The sequence below is a fragment of the Pontibacter sp. CAU 1760 genome (assembly GCF_054482735.1).
The window spans coordinates 113313-139325 of record NZ_JBTLRL010000009.1 but is presented as its reverse complement, the minus strand read 5'-3'; the positions used below and the strand labels follow the sequence as shown (position 1 = coordinate 139325).

General features: G+C 50.9%; 16 protein-coding genes. 2 read left to right on the top strand and 14 right to left on the bottom strand.

The genetic code is table 11. The features are described 5' to 3' along the window. Position 1: 1 nt before the first annotated feature. Together purE and ACXYMU_RS14055 are read left to right on the top strand one after the other, a co-directional pair. Positions 2-529, top strand: a complete 528-nt coding sequence (purE, locus tag ACXYMU_RS14060; protein WP_458987038.1) for a 5-(carboxyamino)imidazole ribonucleotide mutase — start codon at positions 2-4, stop codon at positions 527-529. A gap of 275 nt (positions 530-804) precedes the next feature. Then, a complete protein-coding gene (locus ACXYMU_RS14055; RefSeq protein ID WP_458987037.1) occupies positions 805-1779 on the top strand; it encodes a hypothetical protein in 975 nt (324 codons plus the stop codon). A 38-nt stretch (positions 1780-1817) separates the two neighbouring features. On the opposite strand, the gene ACXYMU_RS14050 is transcribed toward ACXYMU_RS14055, so the two are convergent. The 14 genes from ACXYMU_RS14050 to ACXYMU_RS13985 form a co-directional block, all read right to left on the bottom strand. Further along, positions 1818-2900 (bottom strand): glycosyltransferase family 2 protein, encoded by a 1083-nt coding sequence (locus ACXYMU_RS14050; RefSeq protein WP_458987036.1) that lies wholly within the window; start codon positions 2898-2900, stop codon positions 1818-1820. A gap of 71 nt (positions 2901-2971) precedes the next feature. Further along, a complete protein-coding gene (locus tag ACXYMU_RS14045; RefSeq protein WP_458987035.1) occupies positions 2972-5890 on the bottom strand; it encodes a polysaccharide deacetylase family protein in 2919 nt (972 codons plus the stop codon). Continuing rightward, the gene (locus tag ACXYMU_RS14040) at positions 5887-7134 is read right to left on the bottom strand and encodes a glycosyltransferase family 2 protein (RefSeq protein WP_458987034.1); all 1248 of its coding nucleotides are present in this window, start codon (positions 7132-7134) and stop codon (positions 5887-5889) included. Before ACXYMU_RS14040 ends, ACXYMU_RS14045 begins: the two co-directional genes overlap by 4 nt. 9 nt (positions 7135-7143) lie before the next feature. After that, positions 7144-8439 carry a glycosyltransferase family 2 protein gene (locus ACXYMU_RS14035; protein WP_458987033.1) on the bottom strand — a complete coding sequence of 432 codons (1296 nt, stop codon included), beginning with the start codon at positions 8437-8439 and terminating at the stop codon, positions 7144-7146. Then, on the bottom strand, positions 8424-9623 hold the full coding sequence (locus tag ACXYMU_RS14030; protein WP_458987032.1) for a glycosyltransferase family 2 protein: 1200 nt from the start codon (positions 9621-9623) through the stop codon (positions 8424-8426). The genes ACXYMU_RS14035 and ACXYMU_RS14030 overlap by 16 nt, the downstream gene beginning before the upstream one ends. 69 nt (positions 9624-9692) lie before the next feature. Then, a complete protein-coding gene (locus ACXYMU_RS14025; RefSeq protein ID WP_458987031.1) occupies positions 9693-10970 on the bottom strand; it encodes an ABC transporter ATP-binding protein in 1278 nt (425 codons plus the stop codon). A gap of 9 nt (positions 10971-10979) precedes the next feature. Continuing rightward, on the bottom strand, positions 10980-11831 hold the full coding sequence (locus tag ACXYMU_RS14020) for an ABC transporter permease (RefSeq protein ID WP_458987030.1): 852 nt from the start codon (positions 11829-11831) through the stop codon (positions 10980-10982). Between the two features lie 1005 nt (positions 11832-12836). Further along, entirely contained in the window at positions 12837-14768 is a 1932-nt protein-coding gene (dnaK, locus tag ACXYMU_RS14015; RefSeq protein WP_458987029.1) for a molecular chaperone DnaK, read from the bottom strand. A gap of 300 nt (positions 14769-15068) precedes the next feature. Next, positions 15069-16811, bottom strand: a complete 1743-nt coding sequence (locus ACXYMU_RS14010; protein ID WP_458987028.1) for a glycoside hydrolase family 43 protein — start codon at positions 16809-16811, stop codon at positions 15069-15071. A gap of 78 nt (positions 16812-16889) precedes the next feature. Next, positions 16890-19757, bottom strand: coding sequence for a glycosyl hydrolase 115 family protein (locus tag ACXYMU_RS14005; RefSeq protein ID WP_458987132.1), 2868 nt, complete (start codon positions 19755-19757; stop codon positions 16890-16892). Between the two features lie 130 nt (positions 19758-19887). Further along, the gene (locus ACXYMU_RS14000; protein ID WP_458987027.1) at positions 19888-21213 is read right to left on the bottom strand and encodes an MFS transporter; all 1326 of its coding nucleotides are present in this window, start codon (positions 21211-21213) and stop codon (positions 19888-19890) included. A 78-nt stretch (positions 21214-21291) separates the two neighbouring features. Then, positions 21292-22461 carry a mannonate dehydratase gene (uxuA, locus tag ACXYMU_RS13995; protein ID WP_458987026.1) on the bottom strand — a complete coding sequence of 390 codons (1170 nt, stop codon included), beginning with the start codon at positions 22459-22461 and terminating at the stop codon, positions 21292-21294. A gap of 43 nt (positions 22462-22504) precedes the next feature. Then, on the bottom strand, positions 22505-24049 hold the full coding sequence (locus tag ACXYMU_RS13990; RefSeq protein ID WP_458987025.1) for a glucuronyl esterase domain-containing protein: 1545 nt from the start codon (positions 24047-24049) through the stop codon (positions 22505-22507). Between the two features lie 12 nt (positions 24050-24061). Beyond that, entirely contained in the window at positions 24062-26011 is a 1950-nt protein-coding gene (locus ACXYMU_RS13985; protein ID WP_458987024.1) for a sialate O-acetylesterase, read from the bottom strand. Positions 26012-26013: the final 2 nt, after the last annotated feature.

The window sequence follows — 26013 nt, the reverse complement described above, 5'->3', positions numbered from 1 at the left end:
AATGGCCGAAGAAAAACCAAACACACAACCGCTGGTAGGTATCATCATGGGGAGCCAGTCTGACCTGAGGGTGATGGATGCCGCCGCCGAGATTTTAGAAACCCTGAATGTTCCGTACGAACTGACAATTGTGTCGGCGCACCGTACGCCGCACCGTATGATCGAATACGCTGAGTCGGCCCGCAAAAGAGGCCTTAAAGTGATTATTGCCGGAGCTGGTGGCGCAGCACACTTGCCCGGAATGGTAGCTTCGCTTACCACGTTGCCAGTTATTGGGGTTCCGGTAAAGTCGAGCAACTCTATTGACGGATGGGACTCTGTGTTGTCCATCCTGCAAATGCCAGGCGGCATCCCGGTGGCTACGGTTGCCCTGGACGGCGCTTTGAACGCAGGTATACTGGCCGCCCAGATCATCGGCACCACCAGCGCTGCCACCGCCGACCGGTTGGAGAAGTATAAAAGCAGCCTAAAAGACAAAGTAATGCGTTCGGTGGAGGAGCTGAAAAGAGGAGACCGGGATTTGGACTAAGTCCAGGGTATACTCACTCATAAAAAACAAGCGCGATATCGGACAGGTATTGCGCTTGTTTTTTTGGGGATATGTACTGCCATGTGTGCGACTATAACATAGGAAATTGTCTTGTTCTGATGATAAAGGAAGGCTTACAAATTGGTTGTGAGAATGTTAATTGTAGCTGCTGATTATTGTAATAAAAGCTTAAAAAGTTGTTCTAATGGTCTAACTTGTGAGCATCACATACGTTTAAGGAGGAATGTTTAAAATACGCCCAAGTACCCGACTGCATGAACCCGAGCCATACCTTAGCTGATTATAAGAGAGAGAAACCCCAATCAAGCTTATCTACGATAAAGCGGATTGTGGTTAGCCCGTTCAGTCATGGTACTCCAGCTTTTTTCGCCTGGACCAATACCTATGCAAGGCTTCTACAGAAAAAGTATTTTGTAAGCGATTATGTCTTTAAAAGCAGGTACAAGAAAATAGATTATCAACAAGAGTTTCAGCAGGAACTGACGTTCGTGCTTCCATTTGCTTATTGGCATTACCTAAACGGGACCTTAGAGAAGACTATCTCCTGCAATTATACCAAGGAACTTTACTTTTTTAGCCCAGACCACGAGGAGAGGTACCAGGAGCGGACAATAGAGCGGATGAACATGGATATTCCCAACGTGTATCACTGTAGGCAAATACAGTTGGATAAATGGGCGCAGGTTCCCCTGAAGGCGCAATACCGCAATGAGCTCTTTGTTTTTGACAAGCCACTTCTCATCATCGGAAATAAATACAACACAGAGTGGAAAAACCAGCCAATCAATTTTTTCAGCATACCCTTGCTGGACAAGATGCTGGCGAGGCTTAGTAAAAAATACCAGGTGGTGTATAACCGTCCTAACGAGCAAAGTATTGTTACGGATAACAGCACTATTTTAGAACTGAACGAGGTTGATTTCATCAAGGCTAATTATCCGGATGTTATTTTAGCAGATGAATTGTATCAGCAGTATTCGGAAGTGGTGAATAATTTTAACCATTTTCAGCTAATGCTCTATGCAAACTGCGAGCACTTTGTTTCGGTGCATGGCGGCACAGCCGCTTTGGCCAGTTATTTCGGCGGAAAAAACGTTATCTTCTCCCGCTGCGGGCATGAGCATTTATATGACGAGTTTAACACGTTGTTCCCGCTTTTGTCCGGGGCGAAAATATTCCATGCAATAGAGGAGGAGGATGTGCTGGCCTTCTTGGAGAAGCACTATTAATGCGGCTAATCTGCTAATTGAAAAGGATATATCTATTATTATATATACCTTTTCAGTAGCATCTTGGCGACAACTTTTGCTGCTTTGTAGCAAAGGTATATCCCGATATGCATTTTGAAGCTCTGCTTAAGGTTAGCAATTACATAGCTTTTGTTTCGGTGAGTCCGCCAGAGGGTATTAGCAGTGCTCACACCGTATAGCGCAAAATTCTTCCGTGCCCGTCGCATGACCGACTTCCGGTGCTGCGGTGGAACATGGTGCTGTATTAACCCGAATAGCTGTGTTGCATCCTGCATATAATCGCCTGTCAAAAATTTTACGCCAGAGATTGAGTTAGCATGCTTCCTGTATTCTGCCAAAATTTGCGGGGTGTAGGCAATAGGATAGTGCTTTGCTATACGCACCCACATCTCCCAGTCTTCTCCGTAAATTAACCCGTAAAAGCTACCAAGTTGCTCGTATACCTCCCTTTTTACCACCATCGTAACATACTGAATAAGCTGCTTTTCGCTTATCCTTAATAAGCCATTTTCTAATATGCCGGGTTTTTCCATGGCAGGAACCGGGGCACGCTTGCACAACATATTGTGCTCATTTATGTATTGAAACCTGCAAAACGCAGCCCCTGCTTTCGGATAATCCTCGAACAAGCCTTGCATGGCGCCGTAAAACCCCTCCAGCACACGGTCGTCTCCGTGCAGGATGTGTACCCACTTGCCCTGTGCTCTGTTTAAGCAAGTTTCAAAATTTCGAAGGCTTCCGACATTGTCCGGCTGCCTGTGGTATTTTACTCGCCCCTTCCCGATTTGCTCTACCAAGGCTTTTACATCCGCATCAGTGCTGGCATCATCCACTACCTCAATTTGCATCTGGCCGATTGGTATACCCTCGGCCAACACACTCGTTAGCGTATAAACCAGGAATTCTGAGCAGTTATATACCGGAATCATGACAGACCAAAGTGGCCGCTCGCTATCCTTCAGGGATAGTGGCAGAATTTCTGGCGGAGTAGAGGGGATGCGAGACATAATTGTTCTCATTGAAGCAAGCACCCTGTCTATAGCAGGTAAACTGCTATGGACAGGATTTAAACTAGGCAAATTAAGTCTTTTGAAATCCAATTTGGGGAAATACTATCCGTTATACGCGATAATTATCTTTGATGAATAGAAGCTTGATTTGGCTTTGCACTCTAAGATTCCAACTTGAAAACAAACTGTTGTAAATCATCCGAGCCTTTCACTTCGATACGGGGTAGCTGTAGGAGGGAATGCTGGAAGGTAGCTCTGCCTGCGGCACACCCGAAACCAGCGGTATAGCCACACACACCGGCAAGATGTGCCACAACTTCATCTGTAGCGCCATACGGGTACGCGATTATGCTCGGATTGATGTCTGCCTGCTGCTTTAAGGCAGTTCTGGCACCAACTAGTTCTCTGGTGATTTCTAAAGGCGACAAATCAGTAAGAGGTTGATGAGTGACAGTATGTGCTTCAAAGGAAACTCCCTCCCGATACAGCTGTCGGATTTGCTGCCATCTCATTAACTGAACCTCTTCTCCAAATTCACTGTCCCACTTGTTTACCTGCCCCACCATACCTGTAACGGTGAAGACGGTGGCAGAAAAGCCATAGCGCTTTAATAACGGCCAGGCATACTCGTAAAAGTCGCTGTATCCGTCATCAAACGTAATAATTACGGCCCGTCCAAGCAACGGCTTTTTATCTATGGCTGCTTCTATCCATTCTTGTGCACCAACGCTGTAATAACCGCTGTCCCGCAGAAAGCGCAACTGCTCTTCAAACCTTTCGGGAGTGACTCGGTAGCGTTGCATGTTCTGAGCGCCATCAGGTGCCACCCGATGGTACATCAGGATTGGTAAAGCTGTGGTTGTTACGGGAGCATCAAAAGTAGATTCGGAGGGTTTGCCACCTTCCCAGTACACGGTGCCGGCCACCCGGGGAGGTAAATCAGTTGGTTGTGGAAGCTGGGTAATAACGGCAGAATTGCTTCGATTGAATAAACCAAAGAAGGTCGGCTTCTTACGTTGAAAGAGCTGGATGCGGTATAGGGGTGTCCTGATCTCCTGTATCAGTTGCAAGCCTGGCACTTTAGCGAATACCTCACCGATAACTTTGGCGCCAAAAGGGAAACCCCAGTCATACCCCGCAGACTTAGGATCATCGATGATCTGATGTGCGTGCGCCATCAGTAAATAGCCCTCTTGAGACAGAGATGCCACCATTTTGGAAGCTACCGTTTCTAACACAGATACACTCACCAGGAAATATAGCATTTCACTGCACACCATCAGGTCGTAGGTGCCAGGGATAGGGTCTTTCAGCAGGTCGAATTGTTTATACTGAATGTTGTCTTGCTCGCCACAGCGGGCAGCGGCTCTTTTGAGGGCTATCTCTGAGATGTCTGTCGCGGTGAGTTGCTTGACACGGGGGGCAAGCATTTGCGTAAAATGGCCTTCTGCACAGGCTATCTCCAACGCCCTGTCAAAAGAGATGTCTGGTAAGAGCGACAGCGTCTGTTCATACTTTGTCTGCTCATAGGGGTGAGTATACTTCCAGGGGTCCGGGTTCTTTATAAACAGGGATTCGAAGTAGCTGCGGCCAAAGACTAAGCTTGCTTCTTTTTTAGAACTGGTCTGGTGAGAAGGCTTAGGGGTAGCCGACATTACAGTTTTGAATGCTGAAGGCATATACGCAATCTGCTTAGCGCCTATACCTGGCAAGTCTATGTGTTCGAACGGTTCTTGCATGGCTTCCACCATTTGCAGAACTTCTGGTGTTGCTTCAGACGGTAAATAGCCATACCGGGAGGCACTGGTCCCGATTTTGTCAAACCGCTGGCATAGCACAACCGCAGCATCTGGCGGCAAACTGTTCGTTGCGGTCGTCTCATTTTCGCCGGTGTTTTGCTCCGAATAGCTGTTGCTTATGCTTTGGAGTTTTTCCCGAAGTGTCGTCCGGGCATCCAATGGACTTCCAATAAGTGCTTCCCGCACACAGATTCGGCAAAGCTCAAAGTTGGCGGCACTGGTGATAGCAGCTCTCAGCGCATGTGCCGTCACCTTGCCCTCTGTCACGGGCAAAGAGACGACGCCTGCCCGTATTCCACCGGCCGTAAAAGTAATGTGTACTTCAGGTACAGCTGCAACTATGGTAGGCAGGTCACCGCTGATCTCGACACACTGTAGTGCTGTATACTCAAGCTGGTGTGTGCCTTTGTCTTTGCTTTTTGATGGGTTATAGAACTCTGCGGTGGTCATTTCCGGCTTGCCCCACAACTGGCGAAGAAATTCCTGCCAGCCTAACTCATTATGCACTTGTTCATCATAGTCAGAGGAAGTAGTGGTTTGCGGTTTATCGGAAGGTATATACCGGTATGTTGTTTGCGCTAAATACTTTCCTAGTATTTGCCATGCAAATTTAGCGGCAATCGCATCTCGTAACAGCCGCTCAGGTACATTCCCGTCACAGATAGGCAGTTCTAGGGTACCCAAATATTCGCCCTCAAACTTCACTGCACAAAACAATCGTTCGGCCTGGCTTGGTGGAAATAAATCTCGGATTGGTTGAGCCGCATCAATTTCAAGTGCATAAAATTGACTTACTGTTAGAGGAAGTGCTTTATTTTGGTATTGCAGAAAGGCGCGCGCGAGTTGCAGTCGTGTTTGTTTGGGAAACATACTATTGCTTGCTTCCTCCCTGACCGTGTATAGCATAGACGGTAAGTCATGACTAGTCTCGAACTTTAGTTGATAATAGGAAAGCGGGTACACATTTTGAAGTTTAAGCAAGTGTTGCGGCGATACGCAGTCTCCAACTTCAAGGAACAAGATTAGGTTGAATTTTGCTTCTTTTATGCATGCAGCATATATGTCGTCCTGGGTATGCTCTCCGATGTACCTTACTCTGTTATCTTTTTTTTCATAAGCACACGCAATATTCCTTGCTATGTCAGTTAGGTCGTCGCCCGCCACAAGGCACTCCCAATCCTGGTAGGTCTGGGCTAAAACTGACTCTAGAGTTAAGGTAAGGGCTTTCGTCGCATTCAGGGCCGGAATCGCGACGGTGATGGAGCAGGAGGAAGGGGTCATAAAGCTTTATTAGCGTTGGAAAACGTAGATGGAGTTTTGCAATTGGCAATTATTTTTCTGGCCTCTGCCTGGGCTTTTCTGTAAGCGACCGGACTTTTCAGCATGCCCTTAAATTCTATGAGGGAAAACCTGCGGGGCAAGCAGTGGGGTGGTTTTAGCAAGTTTTTCAGTATCCACTTGTAAAGCCAGTCAATTAGCAGGAATTGTAGAATAGCAGTGCTTTTAACTGTTTTGTTGCGGCTACAGGTTATTAGGTAACACCCAAAGCTGCGCCCGTTGGCTTCAATTTGCTTTTCTGTTTCATCAAGCTGCCGTCGGTGTGTATGCCATACCAGCATATTAGGGTCATAAACCAGGGTATACCCTAAAGCCATCAGCCTATGGAACAACTCCACATCGCCAGCCCCATGGCTAGGAGTGCCTACATCCAGGGCGACATCAAATTGGCCGCCACGGAGCAGGGCCTCACGCCTAAAGGCCATGTTCACGCCAATTCCTATACTGCCAGCGCGCAACAATTTCCGGTCGCTCAAATTTAGTCTCGTAAAGGTCCTTTTTTGGAAACCATGTCCCATGCCGCCATAGCCGATTTCAAAAATCCGCTGGGCCCTGGTCTCCAATTCAGCCGGTGCTACCAAGCCTGTGACACCTGCGATGGCATCATCCCTGAATGCGTTTGCGATGGCCTGAAGCCACAACCGGTCTACTTGTGCATCATCATCCGTGAAGGCTACAATATTATGTCTTGCTTCTGCCACACCGCGGTTTCTCGCCCAGTCTAACCCTGGGCGCTTTTCCAGCACATACCTGACGGGCATATTTTTTACCAGTTCAAAGGTCTCGTTGTTGGATGGCGCGTTGTCTACGATTATTATCTCGAAGGTCGGATAATCTAAAGCAAGCAAGCTGCCTAGGCATGTTGTTAAGTATGATGCTCTATTGCGGGTGCAAACAATCACGCTAATTCCTGCAGCCTCGGTTGTTTTTTCTGCTGGTGGCTGGCTCAGGCCTCTTTTTAAGCTGTTGTGCTGCGCTTGATGCCAGAGCTGCACACCCAGTTGCTGGGTAATGGCTTCCTTTAACTGTGCCTGTGTAACATTTCGGCTCGGCGGACAGGTATTCCGCACCCATCCGATTGGCTGATTGTTTAGCCGAATCAGGATGCGGTAATCTTTGAATCTTTCCTCAAATACAATATTGGGGAACTCATCCGTTAGTTCATATTCAAGAACCTTAGTTGCCATGCAGTAGGCTTATAAAAGTAAGGGAGTGCGTTTTATCACAGGAGCGACGATTGGCGACTTGCTAACCGAATTCTCGTTAAAGATGCTGTCAACAGCTAGCCCTTGGCTCAATTCTTTTGCTAATTGTGTTGCCACAGCAGCGCGAAGATGCTCTCCCCGCCAACACTCTGATCCGGGTTTGGACACTAGGGTGCCGACATAGTGATCACCTAGAACCACCACAACTTGGTGAGGGCGCTCTATATCCAGCATGCGTTCAGCAGCCTTAATTCCTTTTTTTAAGTCGACAGTTGTTGTTACAGTATATTCCGTTCTCGAATCAGGTTGTGTAAGGTAAGCCCGAAGTTGCTTTAGGGAGGGCAACTCTTGTGCAACACCTCTTAAGTACCAGTAATTTTGGAGATGAGCCACCTGTTTATGCCATTTATCACGTAGGCGGAACCACTCAAGCACTTTTAGCCATTGCTGCCATACCTGCACAACTGGTTTGCTTATTAAAGGAAAGGTGTATACCGCGTGTATGATAGCACGTTCTGTTTTTCTATGCGACGCTTTAAAAAAGTGTATTCTAAGGGTTGAGATCAAATCAGGGTGCAGACGTCCTAATACCACATCCGCCTTTCCTTCCTCCTGCTTGCGCTTCAAAGATCTGTTGAAATCTGTTGCCTCATCTAAATGCTTACCCCAGGCATTAGAGGAGAAAACAAATTGTGCGTTTGCTTTCATTAAGCGTACCCCGAACTCGTAATCTTCCCGGCAACGTAAATTTTCATTAAAGCCGCCTAACTCGCCGAACATAGTTGCTGGTAGCGAGAAGTTGCCACTAAGTAAATCCTCGCAAGTGTAACGATAGCCCTTTTTCCGCATAAAGTGAAATTTGTTCTCCCACCAGGCTTTTAATTCCTTAATATAAAACCCCATGTATTTTGTGGAGTGGTATGGGAGGTACCCCACCACTACATTGTTGTCGGTGGTATGGGCTGTTACATGGGCTTCCACCAAACCTTTGGATGGTTCAATATCATCATCAAGGAACAGTAGTAGATGGCCGGTGGCTTTAGCCGCTCCCCTGTTTCTGGCGATAGCGGCGCCGTGGCTTTCCTGCTCCAGGTACTTCAATGCATATGGGGCTTCAAAGCCTCGAAGGAGCGAACCTGTATTGTCATAGCAGCCATCTGCTACCACAATGACTTCCATGAGGTGCAAGGGGTATGATTGCCGGCCAAGGCAACTGAGCAGGTGCTCCAAAGACTTTGCCCTGTTGTGCGTCGGGATTACAATACTGATGGTTATGTCTGGCTCCATAATCGACGCTGCTTTTCAACTTTCCTTTTTGATTTATAATAAGCCATCGGGCCTGCCAGGCAGCCTTTTAACTCCGCGAATACTAATTTGAGCGGCATGGTGTCAGGGCGTTTCATGGCAGCTTTCAGAAGTATTTTGAACTGGCTATGGCGGAACCATTTATAAGCGATCTTGAATACACCCCATTCTCTATCCTGTGTTAGGTGCCGTGTAAAAAGCGCATAAACACCAACACCGTAACCATATAAGGTTGCGTACAACTCTTCGTGTGTCCTGCGGTGCCTGTGCCAGCTCAAGGCATGGGGCTCATATACAATCGTATAGCCGGCAGTAAGAATTCGGGTAAACATGTCATGGTCTCCGCCGGAGTGTGTCAGGGTACCGGCATCAAGGGCTTCGTCAAAGTTGCCGATCTCATTGCATACACGCCTCCGGATTGCCATGTTGGCACCTGCGCCTACCCTCCCTGTGGCCAATGGATTGGCATTGTCACTGGTATGCTCTTTTCTGCTGAAACCCCGCCCGAAAGGTGCATATAGCTCAAAACACTCTTGCGCTTCCGTTTCCAGCTGGAGTGGCATTGTCAGGCCCGTCACACACTGTACTAGGGGGTTGCTGAAATTGATAAGCAGTGCCTGAAGCCAATAAGGGTCAGGTGTGGCATCATCATCAGTAAAGGCAACAATATCATGGGCGGCCTCGGCAATAGCTCTGTTGCGAGCGACATTCAAGCCCGGGAAATCCTCGCGTATATAACGCACGCGCGGAAATTTGCCCACCAGGTGCATGGTATCCTCTGTGCGAGGACAATTGTCTATCACAAGAAATTCCTGACCCAAATCCGGGAGACGCATGAGCGCTTCCAGGCACCTTGCCAGATCCTCTGTCCGGTCGCGGGTACAAACTGCTACGGTGGCTTTTGGGAATGTATACCCGCTCACCTCTCGTTCATCATATCCCAGGAAATCATGCAACTGGCTTAGCCAAAGTGTAGGGCCAACGGACTTCAAAATCTGATCCAGGTTATCGGACAAATGTAAGCAACCATCCTGCACAGGGAGTATCGCCTTGCCAACAGGCCTCCCTTTGCTGCGCAACAGCAGGAAGGCTTTACTATACTGCGACAGGCCTGAAATTTCAGGGGGCAGGTTGTCAATATCCAGATCAAGTACAGCAGTTGCCATGTTATTGTTGAAAAGCTATGGGAGGGAGGACAAGTACAGGGGTAGGTATATGGCTTAACCGTAGTGCGACTAGCGTAGCACCATATCTGTTTGCTCAAGGTAAACAGGAAACTGTGGTCTCACGCTTCCCCACCACTTACCATACCATTGCAGGTCTCCGCGGTAATCTTCCATGTCAAATGAGACGCACTCGTTAAAATCTAACAAGTGGACGGCAGTATCTTTCAGAAAATTAAACGAAATATAATAGGAACCATCGTTCAAAAAGTCGCCTGGTATTGTGCATTCCCCTTCCATAATGCCAGCTGTATAGCAACTAACCGATGGCGACAGTACGTTGAAAATACACTCTCCGTTGTATGAGAACAAAAGCATTCGTGTGCTGATGTTTACTTTGTCCTGGAGATTCCAGAATTTGAACTTGACAGTTAAAGGTGTTCGGATGTCAATCATGTCAGAAGGATTCTCCAGGTGAGGTATGATCTCGACACTTTTCACCCGAATCAAATCATTGCCAGGCGCATCATCCAGGTTATCCCAGGCTTGGTGCAGGCGGTGCTTCTGTATACTGGATACATACTTGTTGACAACGTCAGCGGCATTTCCCCAGTGCTTTACAGTACCTTTGTGCAACCAGAGTGCTTTGTCGCAAAGGCTATTAACGGCTTGCATGCTATGGCTCACAAAAAGGATCGTTCTTCCGTCTGTCTGGGAGATGTCTCGCATCTTGCCAAGGCACTTTTTCTGGAAGTCTGTGTCACCTACTGCCAGCACCTCGTCTACGATGAGAATGTCTGGCTCGAGGTGCGCCGCAACCGCAAATGCCAATCGTACATACATACCCGAGGAGTATCTCTTCACAGGAGTATCAATAAAGCGCTCAATACCGGAGAACTCTACAATCTCATCAAACTTTTGCCTGATCTCTTCGCGGCCCATCCCTAATATGTAGCCGCTCAGGTATATGTTCTCTCTGCCGGTGAGCTCGTTGTCAAACCCTGTACCCACCTCCAGCAAACTGCTTACTTTGCCATTGCCCATCACTTTTCCGTTTGTTGGCACAACAATCCGCGAAATTATTTTTAGTAAGGTGGATTTTCCAGATCCGTTATCGCCAATTACACCCAACGATTCCCCTTTCTTCACGTCAAAACTGACATCGTTCAGTGCCCACAGGCTGTCCACTTCATCTTGCTGCAGGTTATGGGACTGAAAGAAGGGGTCATTCTTCTTACGTACCTTGGTAGTCCACCAGTGCTGCATGTCCTGCCTAAAGGACCCTGTGCCAATAGTGCCTAAGCGATAGCGCTTCGATAAATTCTGTACGTCAATTACAACTTCTGCCATTGTCTTTTATTACACTACGTCAATAACGCTATCTGCCTTCTTGTTAAATACCATGATGCCTGCAATCAGTAGTATCGCTGCAAAGCCCAAGCTATAAGTCAATTGGGTATAACTCACAATCCCCTCACCGAACAGACACAGCCTGAACAACTCGAATAGCGGAGTCAAAGGGTTTAACTGCACGATCCAGCGCAAATCCGGGGCCAGTGAGGTTAGCGGGTAGATGACAGGAGTTGCAAACATCAGAAGCCGGATGCCAAGACTAATGAACCCTGATAAATCCCTATACTTCACTGTTATAACTGAGAAGATCAGCCCGAGCCCTAACCCAATTCCTCCTAAGGCAACCAATGTAATTGGGAATACTAGAATCAAGGCACCCAGATTTGGGCTGAAACCCTTAAACTGCATGAAGTAAAGGTAAATAAGCAGTAATAGAAACAGTTGTATGGTGAGCCGGATAAACTGTATGCACATCACAGAAACGGGTGAGATCATGCGGGGGAAATAGACTTTACTGAATATATGAGCATTGCTCCGGAAGGTGCTGGAAGTGCCTGCAAAACTTTCGTTAAAAAAATTCCAAAGGATAATACCAGAAAAGTAGAAAAGAATAGGAGGTATAGATCCTGTAGAAAGGCGCACCAGTCTTCCGAAAATTATCAGGTAGGTGATTAAAGTCAGAATAGGCTGCAGGAGCATCCAGGCTGGGCCAAGCACTGTTTGCTGATAATTCACCAAGAAATCTTTCCGGACGAAGCTTATTAAGAGATGCCTATATGACCACAACTCAGATAGTTTAACACCTAAGTAACTTGATTTATTGTTTATTTCCCACTCCCACTTCTTGCTTTCAGCCATTATAAGAAAAAAGATATTTATTTGTAAATAATTAGTAGGATTACGTAAAAGGTATAATTAAGATGCGGTATATTTACTGAAATATACTGTTATACTAATATAATAGGTATGGTATGTGTTTTTAAGCATTTAGATCATTCAAAAATAAATTCGCTTATGCTATAAGTTGCGCTGGTCACTAGCGGCTTGCATAATTATAACTCTAAATGTATTAAGCACGAACTCAAGTAAATTAGTTGCCTACCGCCGCACATGGAGTATCACAATTGGCTTGGTGCTTGTCTATTTAATTTGAGAAGCAGGATTATTTACGATAGCCATTCTTTTTTTATACGAAGCGGCTTTCTACTGTGCTGTTGGCGAGCTATTGCGATTTTATACATGCTTTGGCCATTTGCTTGATAATATTAACTCTTGTGTACATGGTTCGGCACAAGCCGAAAGCATTACTGGCAGTTAGCGTCGGGTATGTTTTTTTGCTTTCCTCCATGTACTTATTGCATTGGTAAATGTTTACAATGTACGTTTATTAGGTACACTATCTAACTACCAGTGGCTATATTACTCCGATTTTCTCAACAATAATTTGTTTGGCTACCGGACGTAAGATTATAAGATGATCTTTAATGCCTCATAAAATGTCACTCAGGTTTTCAACCTGAAAAAAGATCCAGAAGAGCGAAACAATTTGGCAGAAGAAATGCCCGACTTCGTGGAACTCAGCCATAAACGCATCGCACGGTGGGTGCAGAACCAAAAGCAGCTGATGAAAGATGTACTGAGAAAGGAGAATACTATGCAGGTCGCGACAACAGAGTCAGTACCAAATTCAAAGTCGCTACTACAATAGCAGCTTAAATAAGCAATATGGAAGAATTGGATAGAGCTTGAAGCTGAAGCCTTAAAATTGCTGCCTTTTATTTTTCCCTACTATGATAGACGATACAAAAAAATCCCCTGCCGAAACCGACAGGGGATTTTTATTTATTACTAATTAACAAAGGCTTACTTGTTGCCGTCTACTTCTTCGTAGTCAACATCAGTTACGCCGCCGTCATTGGCAGAGTCCTGCGGGCCACCCGCTTGGCCGTTTCCAGCATCAGCACCTGGGGCGCCGCCTGGCTGACCTTCGGTTGCGTTGTACATCTCCTGAGAGGCTGCACTCCACGCGTTGTTCAGGTTCTCCAAAGCCTTGTCGATACCGGCTGCATCTTTCGCGCCATGGGCAGTTTTCAACTCTGCCAAGGCGTTTTCGATGTTAGACTTGTTGCCAGCAGACAGTTTATCACCGTACTCTTTCAACTGCTTCTCAGTCTGGAAGATCATTGAGTCGGCTGCGTTCAGCTTCTCGATCTCTTCTTTTGCCTTCTTGTCAGCTTCAGCGTTGGCTTCAGCCTCCTGGCGCATTTTTTCGATTTCCTGCTCGCTCAGGCCAGAAGAAGCCTCGATACGGATCTTCTGCTCTTTGCCAGTCGCTTTGTCCTTGGCAGTTACATGCAGGATACCGTTCGCGTCAATGTCGAAGATAACCTCAATCTGCGGAACGCCGCGTGGTGCTGGTGGAATATCCGCCAGGTGGAATCGGCCGATGGTGCGGTTGTCGCGGGCCATTGGGCGCTCACCCTGAAGTACGTGAATCTCTACAGACGGCTGGTTATCAGAAGCAGTCGAGAACGTCTCAGACTTCTTCGTAGGTATGGTTGTGTTAGACTCGATCAACTTTGTCATCACACCACCCATAGTCTCGATACCAAGTGAAAGCGGCGTTACGTCAAGCAGCAGCACGTCTTTCACTTCACCAGTCAATACGCCACCCTGAATAGCGGCTCCTACTGCAACCACCTCGTCCGGGTTAACACCTTTTGATGGCTTCTTGCCGAAGAATTTCTCTACTTCTTCCTGCACCTTCGGGATACGGGTAGAACCACCCACCAGAATCACCTCGTCAATGTCGGAGATAGAAAGGCCTGCATCTTTAAGCGCCTGCTTGCACGGCTCCATTGAGCGGCGGATCAGGCTATCAGCCAACTGCTCAAACTTAGCGCGGCTTAACTTGCGCACCAGGTGCTTTGGCACACCGTCAACCGGCATGATGTAGGGTAGGTTAATCTCAGTTTCGTTAGAAGAAGAAAGCTCCACTTTTGCTTTCTCTGCTGCTTCTTTCAAACGCTGCAGGGCCATTGGGTCTTTGCGCAGGTCCAAGCCTTCGTCGTTCTTGAACTCATCAGCCAACCAGTTGATAATTACCTGGTCAAAGTCGTCACCACCCAGGTGCGTGTCGCCGTTCGTGGAAAGCACCTCGAATACGCCATCTCCTAATTCAAGGATAGAGATATCGAACGTACCGCCACCAAGGTCAAATACTGCGATCTTCTGGTCTACGCTTTTCTTGTCCAAACCATAGGCAAGCGCTGCTGCTGTTGGCTCGTTGATGATACGCTTCACATCAAGGCCCGCAATCTGTCCGGCTTCCTTGGTCGCCTGGCGCTGCGCGTCGTTGAAGTAAGCCGGAACGGTAATAACCGCCTCCGTTACTGTAGTACCCAGGTAGTCTTCTGCAGTAGCCTTCATTTTCTGAAGCACCATCGCTGAGATTTCCTGTGGCGTGTACTGTCTGTCGCCAATCTCTACACGCACCGTGTTGTTACCACCCTGCACTACTTTATAAGAAACCTGCTTTGCCTCTTCGCTTACCTCATTGTAGCTGTGGCCCATGAAACGCTTGATAGAAGCGATCGTGTTCTGTGGGTTTGTGATCGCCTGACGCTTTGCAGGGTCACCCACTTTACGCTCGCCGTTACCGTTGTCCAAAAAAGCAACGATAGACGGAGTTGTTCTGCGGCCTTCGCTGTTAGGAATAACCACCGGCTCATTTCCCTCCATTACGGCAACACATGAGTTGGTTGTACCTAAGTCAATACCAATTATCTTTCCCATTCTATAGTTTTATTAATAAGATTTCAATTCAAGTTTTTCCTGATGTCTTTCTTATAACAACCCTTGTGCCAAGGGGGAAATAGTATTTTGTTTCTGTCAATATGTCACTTTTAGGTCAAGGCCCTTTACTTATGTCCGGTTTATACCAGCCACGTACTTTATAGTAAGACAGAATTTCCTGAGCAAGCCTGGCAATTAATGGCGGGAGTCTAAAACAGTTTATGTGCAGAGGCAGGTAAAAAACAGCAAGAGGCCAGTAGTTAGCTGGCCTCTTGCTGTTTTACGGTATTTAAGAAACAGTTATTTTGCTGGAGCTAATGTATTGTAGATCGCGTCATTTCCCTCATACCCAAACCAGTCGAAGGTAGCTTTACTGCTTGATGGTTTGCCTTGTGAGGTGGCGTACATGCCGAGCGTAGTGCCGACAAAGCCGCCCGAAACGCGCGTGCTCAGGAAGGTTCCGTCTACATTGTCCTGCAGCAGTTTCCAGTCGCCTTCTTTGGTACTGTAGTAAAAGCTGATTTTGCCTTTGTCGAATTCGGTTTTCAGGTAAAGAGGCTTGCCTCTTTCACTTCTGCTCAGGGCCTTTTCTGCCAGTACGGTAGTGGTGCCGATAGAAGTGCCATCTGCTGGTTTCTCAGATTTTAGGAGCTGCACTACTTCCTTGCTGTCAGCGATGGTTTTGCCTAGCGCGTAGTAGTTGTTCTCGCTCTGGAAAGCAGCTATGCCTGCAAACTCATTGGCGGATACCGGCTTAAAGCTCATTTTGGTAGTTACACTGCCTGTCACATGCTGCTGCCTTCTGGCAACAAAGGCCGGGTTCTTTTTATCTGATAAGGTGGCAGACTGCAGGCTGAGGGTCAGGCTACCAGCAGGGTTGCTTAAGCTATACCAGTCAGAGCGGGGCGTTCTGAGCAACAACCAGTAGAAGGGAAGTTTGCTTTGCTGAAAATCCTCTCGCTGCACAAAGTTGCCGCTCAACGGGAATGTAGGCTTTTCTGCTGCAGGCAGGCTCGGGCGCTTGTAAGCATACTGTACTTCCTCGAAATCTGCATTGATGATAGGCCAGCCATCTTTCCAGGTTACAGGTGCCAGGAACGTTTCACGGCCAATGTTATAGTGGTCTTCTGTGTCATAAGGGCGGGTGGCCAGGAAGATAGCCCACCACTCGCCATTTTGTGTTTCTACTAAGTCGGCGTGGCCCGTGGCTGAGACGGGGTTCTTTCTGTCGTTCGGCAAATGGCGCTGTGTCAGGATGGGGTTATTTTCATAAGGCACGTATGCTCCCATGACGTTTCTGCTCCTGAGAATTACTTCCGAGTGGTTTACGCTGGTGCCGCCTTCTGCCGCCATCAGGTAATAGTAGCCATCCTGCTTATAGATATGCGGCCCCTCAATCCAGACCGGCTTTTTAGAAATATCCACACCACCGTTCACTAGTATCTTCGGGGTACCCACCGTTTTCATATTCTTGTAGTCGAGTTCAATGATGCGGATCGTGCGGTGCCCATCGTAAAGGGGCTTGTTGTCAGGCGCTTCACTGTTGTAGGTAATGTATGCTTTCCCGTCCTCGTCGAAGAAGATGGAAGGGTCAATACCGCTGACCTCCGGAAGCCAGGTGGGATCGGACCATGGGCCAGCCGGGTTGGTAGCCGTCACGACAAAATTGCCGCCGTTGTCTATGAGGGTGGTGATCATGTAGAAGGTGCCCTCGTGGTGAGAGATAGCAGGGGCAAATATTCCTCTGCTTGCGCCAAGGCCATCCAGGTCCAGTTGCTCAGGCCTGTCCAGAATGTTGCCTAACTGGGTCCAGTTTACCAGGTCTTTGCTGTGGAAAATAGGCACTCCCGGAAAGAAAGAGAAGGAGGAGTGAATCATGTAATAGTCATCTCCCACACGGGTAATGCTGGGGTCGGGGTAGAACCCGGGTAGAATAGGATTCCGGAACGTGTCCTTGTTCTGCGCAAAGGCAGATGCACTGCCCAGGTAAAAAAGGCAGGCAAGGCACACAAAAACTTTCGGGAGTATGTGGTGTAGGTTCATAGGTGTATGAAGCGTTTAAAAAAAACTTGCCGGAAGAAAGCACTGCCAGCGGGGTTGTAAAATGTACTTTACTCTATACTATTGATTTGCCTTTTCGGGCTGATAATAGCTTTCCGGTGGCCCCAGGTAAGCCGGCTTTAAACCGCCTGTGTCTACCACTAGCTTTTGCAGTACCACACCCGGGTCTACCATCCAGAACTTCAGCACATGCTCGCCTGGCTTGTTTACTTTATGGGTAGATGTCTGGATGTTGATGTTATCAGCTACCCAATTGTTCCAGGCACTTTCCGAGTTTCCCTTGTGCATGTTGATGATTTGCGGGGTCTCATCATCGATAGACACGGCAAATTTAAGGCCGTCGGAGGCATTGAAGTTGAGGGTGGGGGACAGGTAGGCATGTACCTTTATCTCACCAGCATTCAGCAAATGCATTTTATATTGCAGGTGCGGACTGTCGCCGCCGGGCTGCTGCGTTTTGGCGGTTACCGGAAAAGGCGTCATGGCCGACATGGTCTTGCCCAGGTCCGGGAGCAACTGCCACTCGATAGGGCCATTGCTTACGGCGCGGGTATAATGCGCGGCCTCCATGGCCACATAGCCGTTGCTCTCCACGAAGCCGCTTACCTGGCCCGGCTTCACATCAGCCGGGTTATTCACTACAGCCTCTACTTTTACAGTGGTTTTATCAGGGCCGGTAATGGTAATCGGAACGCGCTGTATACCGGTTGGTGCTTTTTGCCAATCAACGCTTACTAGTAGCCGCTGTTCTTTATCTACAGTACCTTGCGCTGAGGAAATATGCAGCCACGGTGCGCCGGATTGTACTTTATAAGAGAAAGGCTTTTTGCCTTGGTTAAACAACTCAATGTAATACGATTGCTGTCCGAAGGGAGTAAAGGTGGGCAGTACGGCCTGCGACTTCTCCAATGGCCACCAGGCATCAGAACCCTCAAGGGCTATGCCCATTTTAGCTCCGGGCGCTACGTTCACCAGCTTCACAACAGGCATGATGTCTTTCTCCGGTTGCTGCCAATAGGTATAGCTGATGTGCGTCTGGTCCATCATGTGGCGCCACTTGCCATCAGCCAGTTCCTCGTTGTAATACTTCATCAGCGCTTGGTCTTTCTCGAACAGCTCGCGCACCTTTGTCGCCATGTCGTTGGCGGCGGCACGGTGCTGCTTTGCATAGAGATAGTTTTTGCCTGTGGTAATGTGTAGCTCATTAAGGTTCGCGGAAACTTTTACCGGAAACAGCACCAGTTGGTAGTAGGCATCTTTGTACTCGGCGGGCAGCTTCTGGTAAATTTGCTCAGCTTTCTCCACCAGTTGGTTATACTCTTCCACCACGCGCTCCGCCTCGCGGTAGTTTGTCAGGCTGTAGGTTTCCGGTGAGATTAACTCAGGTTTGCGACGCCCGTTGTATTTGCCATATGCAGCCAGGATGTCGGCGATGGGTTGGGCATACTCGCTGCCGAACTGCTCTGCTGCCCACTGCACGGTATACTCCTGCAGGCGATCGGCTGGCCACTTGTCCGGGTTCCAGGCATAATCCATGAAGAACTCCAGCGGAAACTCTACCGGCTTGATGTCGCCCACGTTCACCAGCCAGATGCGGTCGGCACCGTACTGCTTGGCCAGGTGCATCTGCTCCCATACCCTCGGAATCGGATTGGTGTTGAGCCATTTGTAGTTTCGCGGGCCGCCTACATAATCGAAGTGGTAATAAATGCCATACCCCCCGGCGTGCTGCTTTTCGCCGGGCTTGGGGAGTTTTCGGATATTGCCCCAGTTGTCGTCGGCCAAAAGCAAGGTCACGTCGTCTGGTACGCGCATGCCTTTGTCGTAGTAGTCCTGCACCTCTTTGTAAAGCGCCCAGATCTGCGGGGTCTCGGAGGCGGGTTTTCCGGTCACCTCAGCGATTATTTTCCGCTGGTCAGCCACGATGCCCTCCAGCAGAGCGATGTTGCTTTCCTCCGACATTGGCTCGTCGCCGTCGCCGCGCATCCCGATGGTCACGATGCTCTCGTTAGTGCCCATGCGCTCCATGCCCTTGCGCCAGAAGTCCTGCAGGTTCTCTTTGTTGGTGTTGTAGTTCCAGGGGCCTTTGCCAAAGCGGCGCCACTCGTCGTGGGCGCGCGTCAGGGGCTCGTGGTGCGAGGTGCCGAGCACCACGCCATACTCGTCTGCCAGCGGCGCGCTCAGCGAGTCATCAGCATAAATGGCGTTTCCCCACATGGCCGGCCACAGGTAGTTGCCCTTCATGCGCAGCAGCAGCTCAAACACCTTGTCGTAAAACTGGTGGTTGAAGCCGCCGAATTTCTCCTTCGACCAACCGGAAAGCGCCGGAGCCTCGTCGTTGATGAAGAAGCCGCGGTACTTCACGGCTGGCTCGCCCTGTGTGTGGCGACCCGGCAGCACGTATACATTGTCTTTTTTCTTTACTGGCACATCGGCCCACCAGTACCACGGCGACACGCCCATCTCGTCCGACAGGTCATACATGCCGTAGATGGTGCCGCGCTTGTCGCTGCCCGCAATCACCAGTGCCCGGTCCACGCCGCGCATCGGCTTCTCCACCACCTGGATCAGTGAGGTTTCCCAACGCCCGGCAATCCCGGCCACATCCAGCTTCTTGTCGTGCACCAGTTTGTCGATGAGCGGGCTCTTGCCGAGTGTGCCCACCAGAATAATTTCCTTTGCCTTGGGTGCTTTCTTCCCAACCGTCAGTTGAGGCTCCAGATTGGTCACCCGTTTGATGTCTGCCTGCAGGTGTTTGGCTACTCGTACCACGCCCGGGTAATCTTGGTCGCTCACCACCAAAGGGGCGGCCTTGCCTTCCGCCGCAACCGGAAAGCTCCCGGCGTCCTTTTCAGTGGAGACATAAGTAGGGAGATCACCCTGTGCGTAAGCGGAAGAGAGCGAAAGCGGGAAAAGCAGCAGAAGCATGAGCGGCTTCCAGGGCCTTGCCAAGGCGCTTCCATAGCGTAGCAAAGCCAGGTATGGCAGGAGCGGATAATGAGAAAAGAAGTTCATAATGTTTGTGTTTTAATTGAGCCTAAGGTTCAGGTAAAGTCTGTCAGGAGAGTCTTACCTCCTTCATCTTCGGAGAAAGCAGGTGCATCAGTAGCCATGCCAGCACGTAGGCGCTACCGCAAATGGTAAAGATGATGTTATAGCCCGCCACCAGGTTGCCGATGCCTTTGTAGTAGTCGAGGATAAAGCCAATGAACAGGGGAAACAGCGCACCGCCCACCGAGCCGGCCATACCCCCAATGCCCACCACCGAACTGACTGCCCGCTTCGGGAACATATCAGAAACCGTGGTGAAGATGTTGGCGCTCCAGGCCTGGTGTGCCGCAGCGGCCAGACTGATCAGGCCCACCGCCACCCAGATATCCGTGGCATACCGGGCCGCCATAATTGGCACTACCAGCAAGGCGATGATGAGCATGGCGGTTTTGCGTGCTTTGTACACAGCCCAGCCGCGCCCGATAAAGTAAGAGGACAGGTAGCCGCCGCCAATGCTGCCGATGGTGGTGGCCGAGTAAACGATCACGAGGGGCAAACTCGGCTTGCTCAGGTCTAGGTCGAAGGTGGTGCTGAAGTAGGAGGGAAGCCAGAACAGGAAGAAGTACCAGATCGGGTCGGTGAAGAACTTGCCGACGATAAACACCCAGGTCTGGCGGATGAACAGCAATCGGCCCCACTTCATGGGCGGCTGTTGGTCGGCATGCGTGCCGGCATCCTCGTTGTCGCTGTGGATGTAGGCGTACTCCGGCTGGCCCAGCCGCTTTTGCCGCGACGGAATCTCATAAAAGATCAGCCAGAAAATCAGCCACACAAAGCCCACCGCCCCGGTGGCGATAAAGGCCTCCTCCCAGCCATAAGCGCCCAGGATCCAGGGCACCAGGATCGGGGCGACCACGGCCCCCACGTTCGCGCCGGAGTTGAAGATTCCGGTGGCCAGCGCCCGCTCCTTTTTGGGGAACCACTCGGCCACCGTTTTGATGGCTGCCGGGAAGTTACCGGCCTCGCCAAGCCCAAGCGCTGCCCGCGCCACGCCAAAGCCAAACGTAGACCGCGCCGCCGCATGGAACATGGCGGCCACACTCCATACCACAATAGACACGGAATAGCCCAGCTTGGTGCCGATCTTGTCGATAACGCGCCCGAAAAGCAGCATGCCTAGCGCATAGGAGGCGGTGAAGGCGATCACGATGCTGCTGTAGTCGCTCTCCGTCCAGCCGAACTGCTGCTCCAGCGCCGGTTTCAGCAGGCCCACCACCTGCCGGTCGAGGTAGTTGATGGTGGTGGCGAAAAAGAGAAGCGCGCAAATGGTCCAGCGGTAAGCGCCGATCTTGCTGGTTTGGGCAGTTGGCTTGGTAATCAGAGGTGCAGGCATGGTACTGTTTTTACTGAGGGGTATAAGTGTAATGTTTTCCGGCTGGCTGCTCAGTGCTGCCAGCCGGATGAATGATTTTTATTCCTTGTCCATCGATCGTGCGATGCCCATTTCCAGGCCGCGCAACTCCGCCAAACCGCGCAGGCGCCCGATGGCGGAATAGCCGGGGTTGGTGACTTTGTGCAGGTCGTCGAGCATCTGGTGGCCGTGGTCGGGGCGGAAGGGTATGGGCTGCTCCCGGTCTTCGTTGATGGCAACGAGTTCCCGCATCACGCCATACATGTCCACATCGCCTGTCAGGTGATCGGACTCATAAAAATTGCCGAGCTGGTCTTTTTTTACATTGCGCAGGTGCGCAAAGTATACCCGGTGGCCCACTGCCTTCAGGATCTCCACGGGGTTGTTGTGCGGACCGGCACCCAGCGAGCCGGTGCAGAAGCAGATGCCGTTCGGGGTGCGGTCCACCCGCTCCAGGATGTAGAGCAGGTCCTCTTTGCTGGAGGCAATGCGGGGAAGGCCCAGGATAGGGTATGGCGGGTCATCCGGGTGAATGGTCATGTTGATGCCGGTCTCTTCACAAATATCCATGATGGATTCCAGAAAATAAGCCAGGTTCTCACGCAGACCGGCATGGCCGATGTTTTTATAGATCTCAATGCTCTCCGTCAGGTGCTCCAGCGTGATAAATCCCTCCATCGGCACGCCCATCCGGATGATTTCGCTTAGTTCGTCTAGCTGCTGCTGTGAGAAAGAGGCGAACCGCTCCTTTGCCTGTTGTACGATCTCTGCCGCGTAATCCTGCTCGGCGCCGCTTCTCTTTAAAATAAACAGGTCAAAGACTGCCAGATCCGCCCAGTCGAAATACAGGGCTTTGGCACCATTCCACATTTCGTAAGCCAGGTTGGTGCGGGTCCAGTCGAGGACGGGCATGAAGTTGTAGCACACGGTGCCGATGCCGCAGGCGGCCAGGTTGCGCAGCGTCTGGCGGTAGTTCTCCAGGTATTTTTCGCAGTCGGCGCTGCGGGTCTTGATGGCCTCATGCACCGGCACGCTCTCCACCACCACCCATTCCAAGCCTGCCTCTTCGATGATGCGCTTGCGCTCCTGTATCTCCTCCAGGGGCCATACCGCGCCGTGCGGCATGTGGTGCAGCGCCGACACAATGCCGGAAGCACCTGCCTGTTTGATGTCCTGTAAGGTTACCGGGTCGTTTGGCCCGTACCATCGCCAGCTTTGAGTTAATGCCATAGTATGGTTTTATATATCGGATGAGGTATAAGTTAAAGCTTCGTTATTGACCGGACGCGCGAGGAGAAATTTTGAGCATCGTATTTGCCCAGGGTATAAAATACTTGATGTTCGGAGCATCCGTGTGGCCACCGTCGTGCTGTCGCCAGGCCAGCTCTCCGTCCAGCAGACTTACATTCACGCCGGGCATCTTGGCAGTTTTGTAGTCGGCCGGCACGCCGAGGCCCCGGGCGCCCAACAGCTCAAACACCGGTTGCGCCGCTACGGTAGCCATGTAGCTGCCTTGCTGGTCCAGCCACTTGGCGTCGCCCTGCTCAGGTATACCATAGCTGATGAAGACAGGGCGGGGAGCACAAAGCGCGATCAACTGATGGGCATCTACCGGAATATCGCCTGCGTTCTTGCTGCCGAATCTGGCTTTATCTGCACCGTATTTCAGGAAGTTTCCGGCCATCCAGTGGTACTCGCCGCTGCTGGTCAGGCTTTCCACGGCTTCGCCGAAGTTGCGGCGGTGTAGCTTCGCGCCACCCTCGCCGGAAGAACCGATCAGGCCCAGAGCGAAGCGCTGGTCAAAGGCCATGGCCACCAGTGCCGCCTTGCCATACCGCGAAACGCCCTCGATGCCTACTTTTTTGGCGTCCACGGCAGGGTCGGTTTCCAGGTAGTCCAATCCGCGCGAGGCACCCCAGGCCCAGGCACGCAGCGCTCCCCAGTCCTCCGGTTTGCGGGGCTGCCCCTTGTTTACCAACCCGATGATGCCTTTCGTGAGGCCTGCGCCATTATCGGCCTGGATTGTGCCCGGCTCGATGAGCACATAGCCCCATCCGGCGGCCAGCAGTTGTTGCGGGGTAGGCGGGTCGCCGGCTGGCGGCGGCCCGAAGGTGGGTGTTTGCGAGGCGATGGGGGTATAGGCCGGGTACTGCTCAAACACGGCCTTTAAGGTTGGGTCTTGCTTCATTAGCAGTTCTTTCAGGGCGGCGTTGACCTTGTCAAGGCTTTCCTGCGGCGGTTGGGCCGGGGCGGGCAGCGCACTGCGCCCGAACATCATCAGCACGGGCACCGGGCCTTTGGCGTTGGCGGGCGTTACCACCGTCATGGCAATGGCCACGTCAAGCTGCGGGTAATCGGAGTTGTCCACGTGCCCCACCAGCTTTTTGGCGATCACCGGGAACCAGCCGACGCGCTCCCGTTCATTGATCAGCACTTCCCAGGTTACTTTCGGCACATTTCTGGGCACGCGGCCATATACCTCTTTCTCGAACTGCTCCACTATCTCCGGGCGGCGCTTGTTCCACCACATAGCGGGTGTGGTCACCTTTTTGCCGTTTTCCAGCTCCAATACAGGTGGCAGGTTAGGGTATGGGTTCGCCAGCGCTTCGTCGTAGTTGGCGTGGTTCGGGGCCGACTCATCCCCGCTCGGGCCCGGCCGCAACGACTGGATCCCCAACTGTTGCATCATGTGCTGGTGGTCCTGCTCAGCTGTGAAATTTACCGGGGGAGGGTAATTGCCGCTCGGGTTTTTCGAAACGGTTTGAGCGGAGGCAGCAGAAACAGCCAGGGCAAAAAGCAGGTATAAGGTCTTTTTCATGCGTTCTTGCTTTTATTGATCTGTCCGGAAGGGAGAGGCGGGCAAGCCCTCTTTGTTGTATAAGTTGGCGCCATACGGATTATCCGCCCAGGCATACCGGACATACTTCGGATTTGGCATCTCCTCGTTCCATACCACTACTTTGTCTCCCTCAATTTTCGCCTTCGCCCAGACAAATTTTTTGTCCTCGCCGGCTACGGCAAACCACGAAAGCTCCTCGTCGTCGATGGCCTTCAGTCCGCTGCCTGTGCTGGTAAAGCTGATGATGATCTTGTCGTCCTCTACTTTGGCGGATTTGTAAAGCGGGCCAGAGGCAACGAGGTTCTTCTCGCCATACACCAGCTTTTGTGCAGCCAGTACCAGCCGCTCGCCCACGTCTTTTTTATTGTCCGGGTGGATGTCGTTCCACTCGCCCAGTTCGATGGTCACGGCCATGGCTGTGTTAGGCACCGATAGGGTTTGCAGGGCCGCCTCCCGCATCAGGGCCCAGTTGCTTTCGGAAGGCAGGTAATTCACCTCCATAAAGTTTGGCAACTGCACATACAGGAACGGCAGGCTCTTTTGCTGCCATTTGTCGCGCCAGTCGCTGATCAGGGCGGGCAGTAATTTTTTATATGCTGCCGGGTTACCGGAGTTGCTCTCGCCCTGGTACCACAGAATTCCTTTGATTGTATAGTGCACCGCAGGGGCCACCATGGCGTTATACAAGGCGGTCGGTTGGTTTTGGGCGCTGATACCCGCAGGTGCGCTGGGGCCTGGCAGGTATACATCCCCGACTTTGTACTGCCAGGTACCTTTCAGGTCAAGGGTTTGGCCGTTTGCCTCGATGAAATAGGGTTTGTCGGGCACGAAGCCGCCTTTGCCGCCATTGTTGATCACCCGCACCACAAGCGTGTTTTTGCCGGGTTTCAGTGCGCTTGCGGCCAGGAGATACCGCCGTTGTGGGTACTGGTAAGTGGTGTTGCCCACTTTTTTGCCGTTGATATATACCTCATCCGCATCTACAATTCGGCCTAAGTGCATTTTGGCAGGTACGCCCGCCATGGTTGCGGGCACGTCTATTTCCCGGCGGTACCAAACCACGCCGTTCAGGTCTTTGATGCCCTGGTCCTCCCAATAGCCCGGCACATTGATGTTCTGCCAGTTCTTTGGGGTATAGGCCGGGTCATACCATTTCACAGCACCGGTAAGGCCTTTGTCCTGTTCCGGTTTTTGCCTGTTTATTGCCGCTGCCGCCTGGGCCTTCCGGTTCAGGGTATTCACGTAGCTTGTATCCCTGTTCTTGTCGATGGTAGCCAGGACATCCGGAAACTGCTGCAGGCCTTCTTCGCTCATCCAGGCTTCGATAGGCGTGCCGCCCACGCTGGCATTGATCAACCCGATGGGGATGCGGTATTGCTCGTAAAGCTTCCGGGCGAAGAAGTAAGCCACCGCCGAAAACTCATTGATGTCCTTTGGGTTCGCTGTTTTCCAGGTGGCAGTGGGGAGGTCTTTTGCCGGGCCCTGCAGGTTGGTGGTTGTCGGAATCCAGAAATGCCGGATCTGCGGGTAGTTCGCATTTTTGATATCCTCGGCATAGGTCACGTTGTGCAGTGCCATTTGGTGCACCATGTTCGACTGCCCGGAGCAGAACCATACGTCCCCCAGCAAAATGTCTTTCAGCGTGATGGTATTCTCGCCTTTCAGCACCATGGTATAGGGCCCGCCGGCTTTCATGGCCGGCAGCGAAGCCTGCCATTTGCCGTCGGCACCCGCTGTCGCGCGGGCACGCTTGCCGTTAAAGGTAATCGCAACTTTTTCGCCGGGCGACGCCCAACCCCATATTTTCAGTTTGGCATCGCGCTGCAACACCATGCCATCCTGGATCAGGCTTGGCAGTTTGATGGCACTGTACGCCGGGCTTGCAAGGAAAAAAAAGCAGAAGAATATAAGAGCGGTGAAGCGCTTCAGCTGTAAGGCCATGC

Coding starts and splice junctions, on each gene's coding strand:
- ACXYMU_RS14030 (WP_458987032.1), bottom strand. CDS start 9,623: ATGGCAACTGCTGTACTTGATCTGGATATTGACAACCTGCCCCCTGAA.
- ACXYMU_RS13985 (WP_458987024.1), bottom strand. CDS start 26,011: ATGGCCTTACAGCTGAAGCGCTTCACCGCTCTTATATTCTTCTGCTTT.
- ACXYMU_RS14010 (WP_458987028.1), bottom strand. CDS start 16,811: ATGAACCTACACCACATACTCCCGAAAGTTTTTGTGTGCCTTGCCTGC.
- ACXYMU_RS14035 (WP_458987033.1), bottom strand. CDS start 8,439: ATGGAGCCAGACATAACCATCAGTATTGTAATCCCGACGCACAACAGG.
- ACXYMU_RS14000 (WP_458987027.1), bottom strand. CDS start 21,213: ATGCCTGCACCTCTGATTACCAAGCCAACTGCCCAAACCAGCAAGATC.
- purE (WP_458987038.1), top strand. CDS start 2: ATGGCCGAAGAAAAACCAAACACACAACCGCTGGTAGGTATCATCATG.
- ACXYMU_RS14055 (WP_458987037.1), top strand. CDS start 805: ATGAACCCGAGCCATACCTTAGCTGATTATAAGAGAGAGAAACCCCAA.
- ACXYMU_RS14005 (WP_458987132.1), bottom strand. CDS start 19,757: ATGCTTCTGCTGCTTTTCCCGCTTTCGCTCTCTTCCGCTTACGCACAG.
- dnaK (WP_458987029.1), bottom strand. CDS start 14,768: ATGGGAAAGATAATTGGTATTGACTTAGGTACAACCAACTCATGTGTT.
- ACXYMU_RS14025 (WP_458987031.1), bottom strand. CDS start 10,970: ATGGCAGAAGTTGTAATTGACGTACAGAATTTATCGAAGCGCTATCGC.
- ACXYMU_RS13990 (WP_458987025.1), bottom strand. CDS start 24,049: ATGAAAAAGACCTTATACCTGCTTTTTGCCCTGGCTGTTTCTGCTGCC.
- ACXYMU_RS14045 (WP_458987035.1), bottom strand. CDS start 5,890: ATGACCCCTTCCTCCTGCTCCATCACCGTCGCGATTCCGGCCCTGAAT.
- ACXYMU_RS14040 (WP_458987034.1), bottom strand. CDS start 7,134: ATGGCAACTAAGGTTCTTGAATATGAACTAACGGATGAGTTCCCCAAT.
- uxuA (WP_458987026.1), bottom strand. CDS start 22,461: ATGGCATTAACTCAAAGCTGGCGATGGTACGGGCCAAACGACCCGGTA.
- ACXYMU_RS14020 (WP_458987030.1), bottom strand. CDS start 11,831: ATGGCTGAAAGCAAGAAGTGGGAGTGGGAAATAAACAATAAATCAAGT.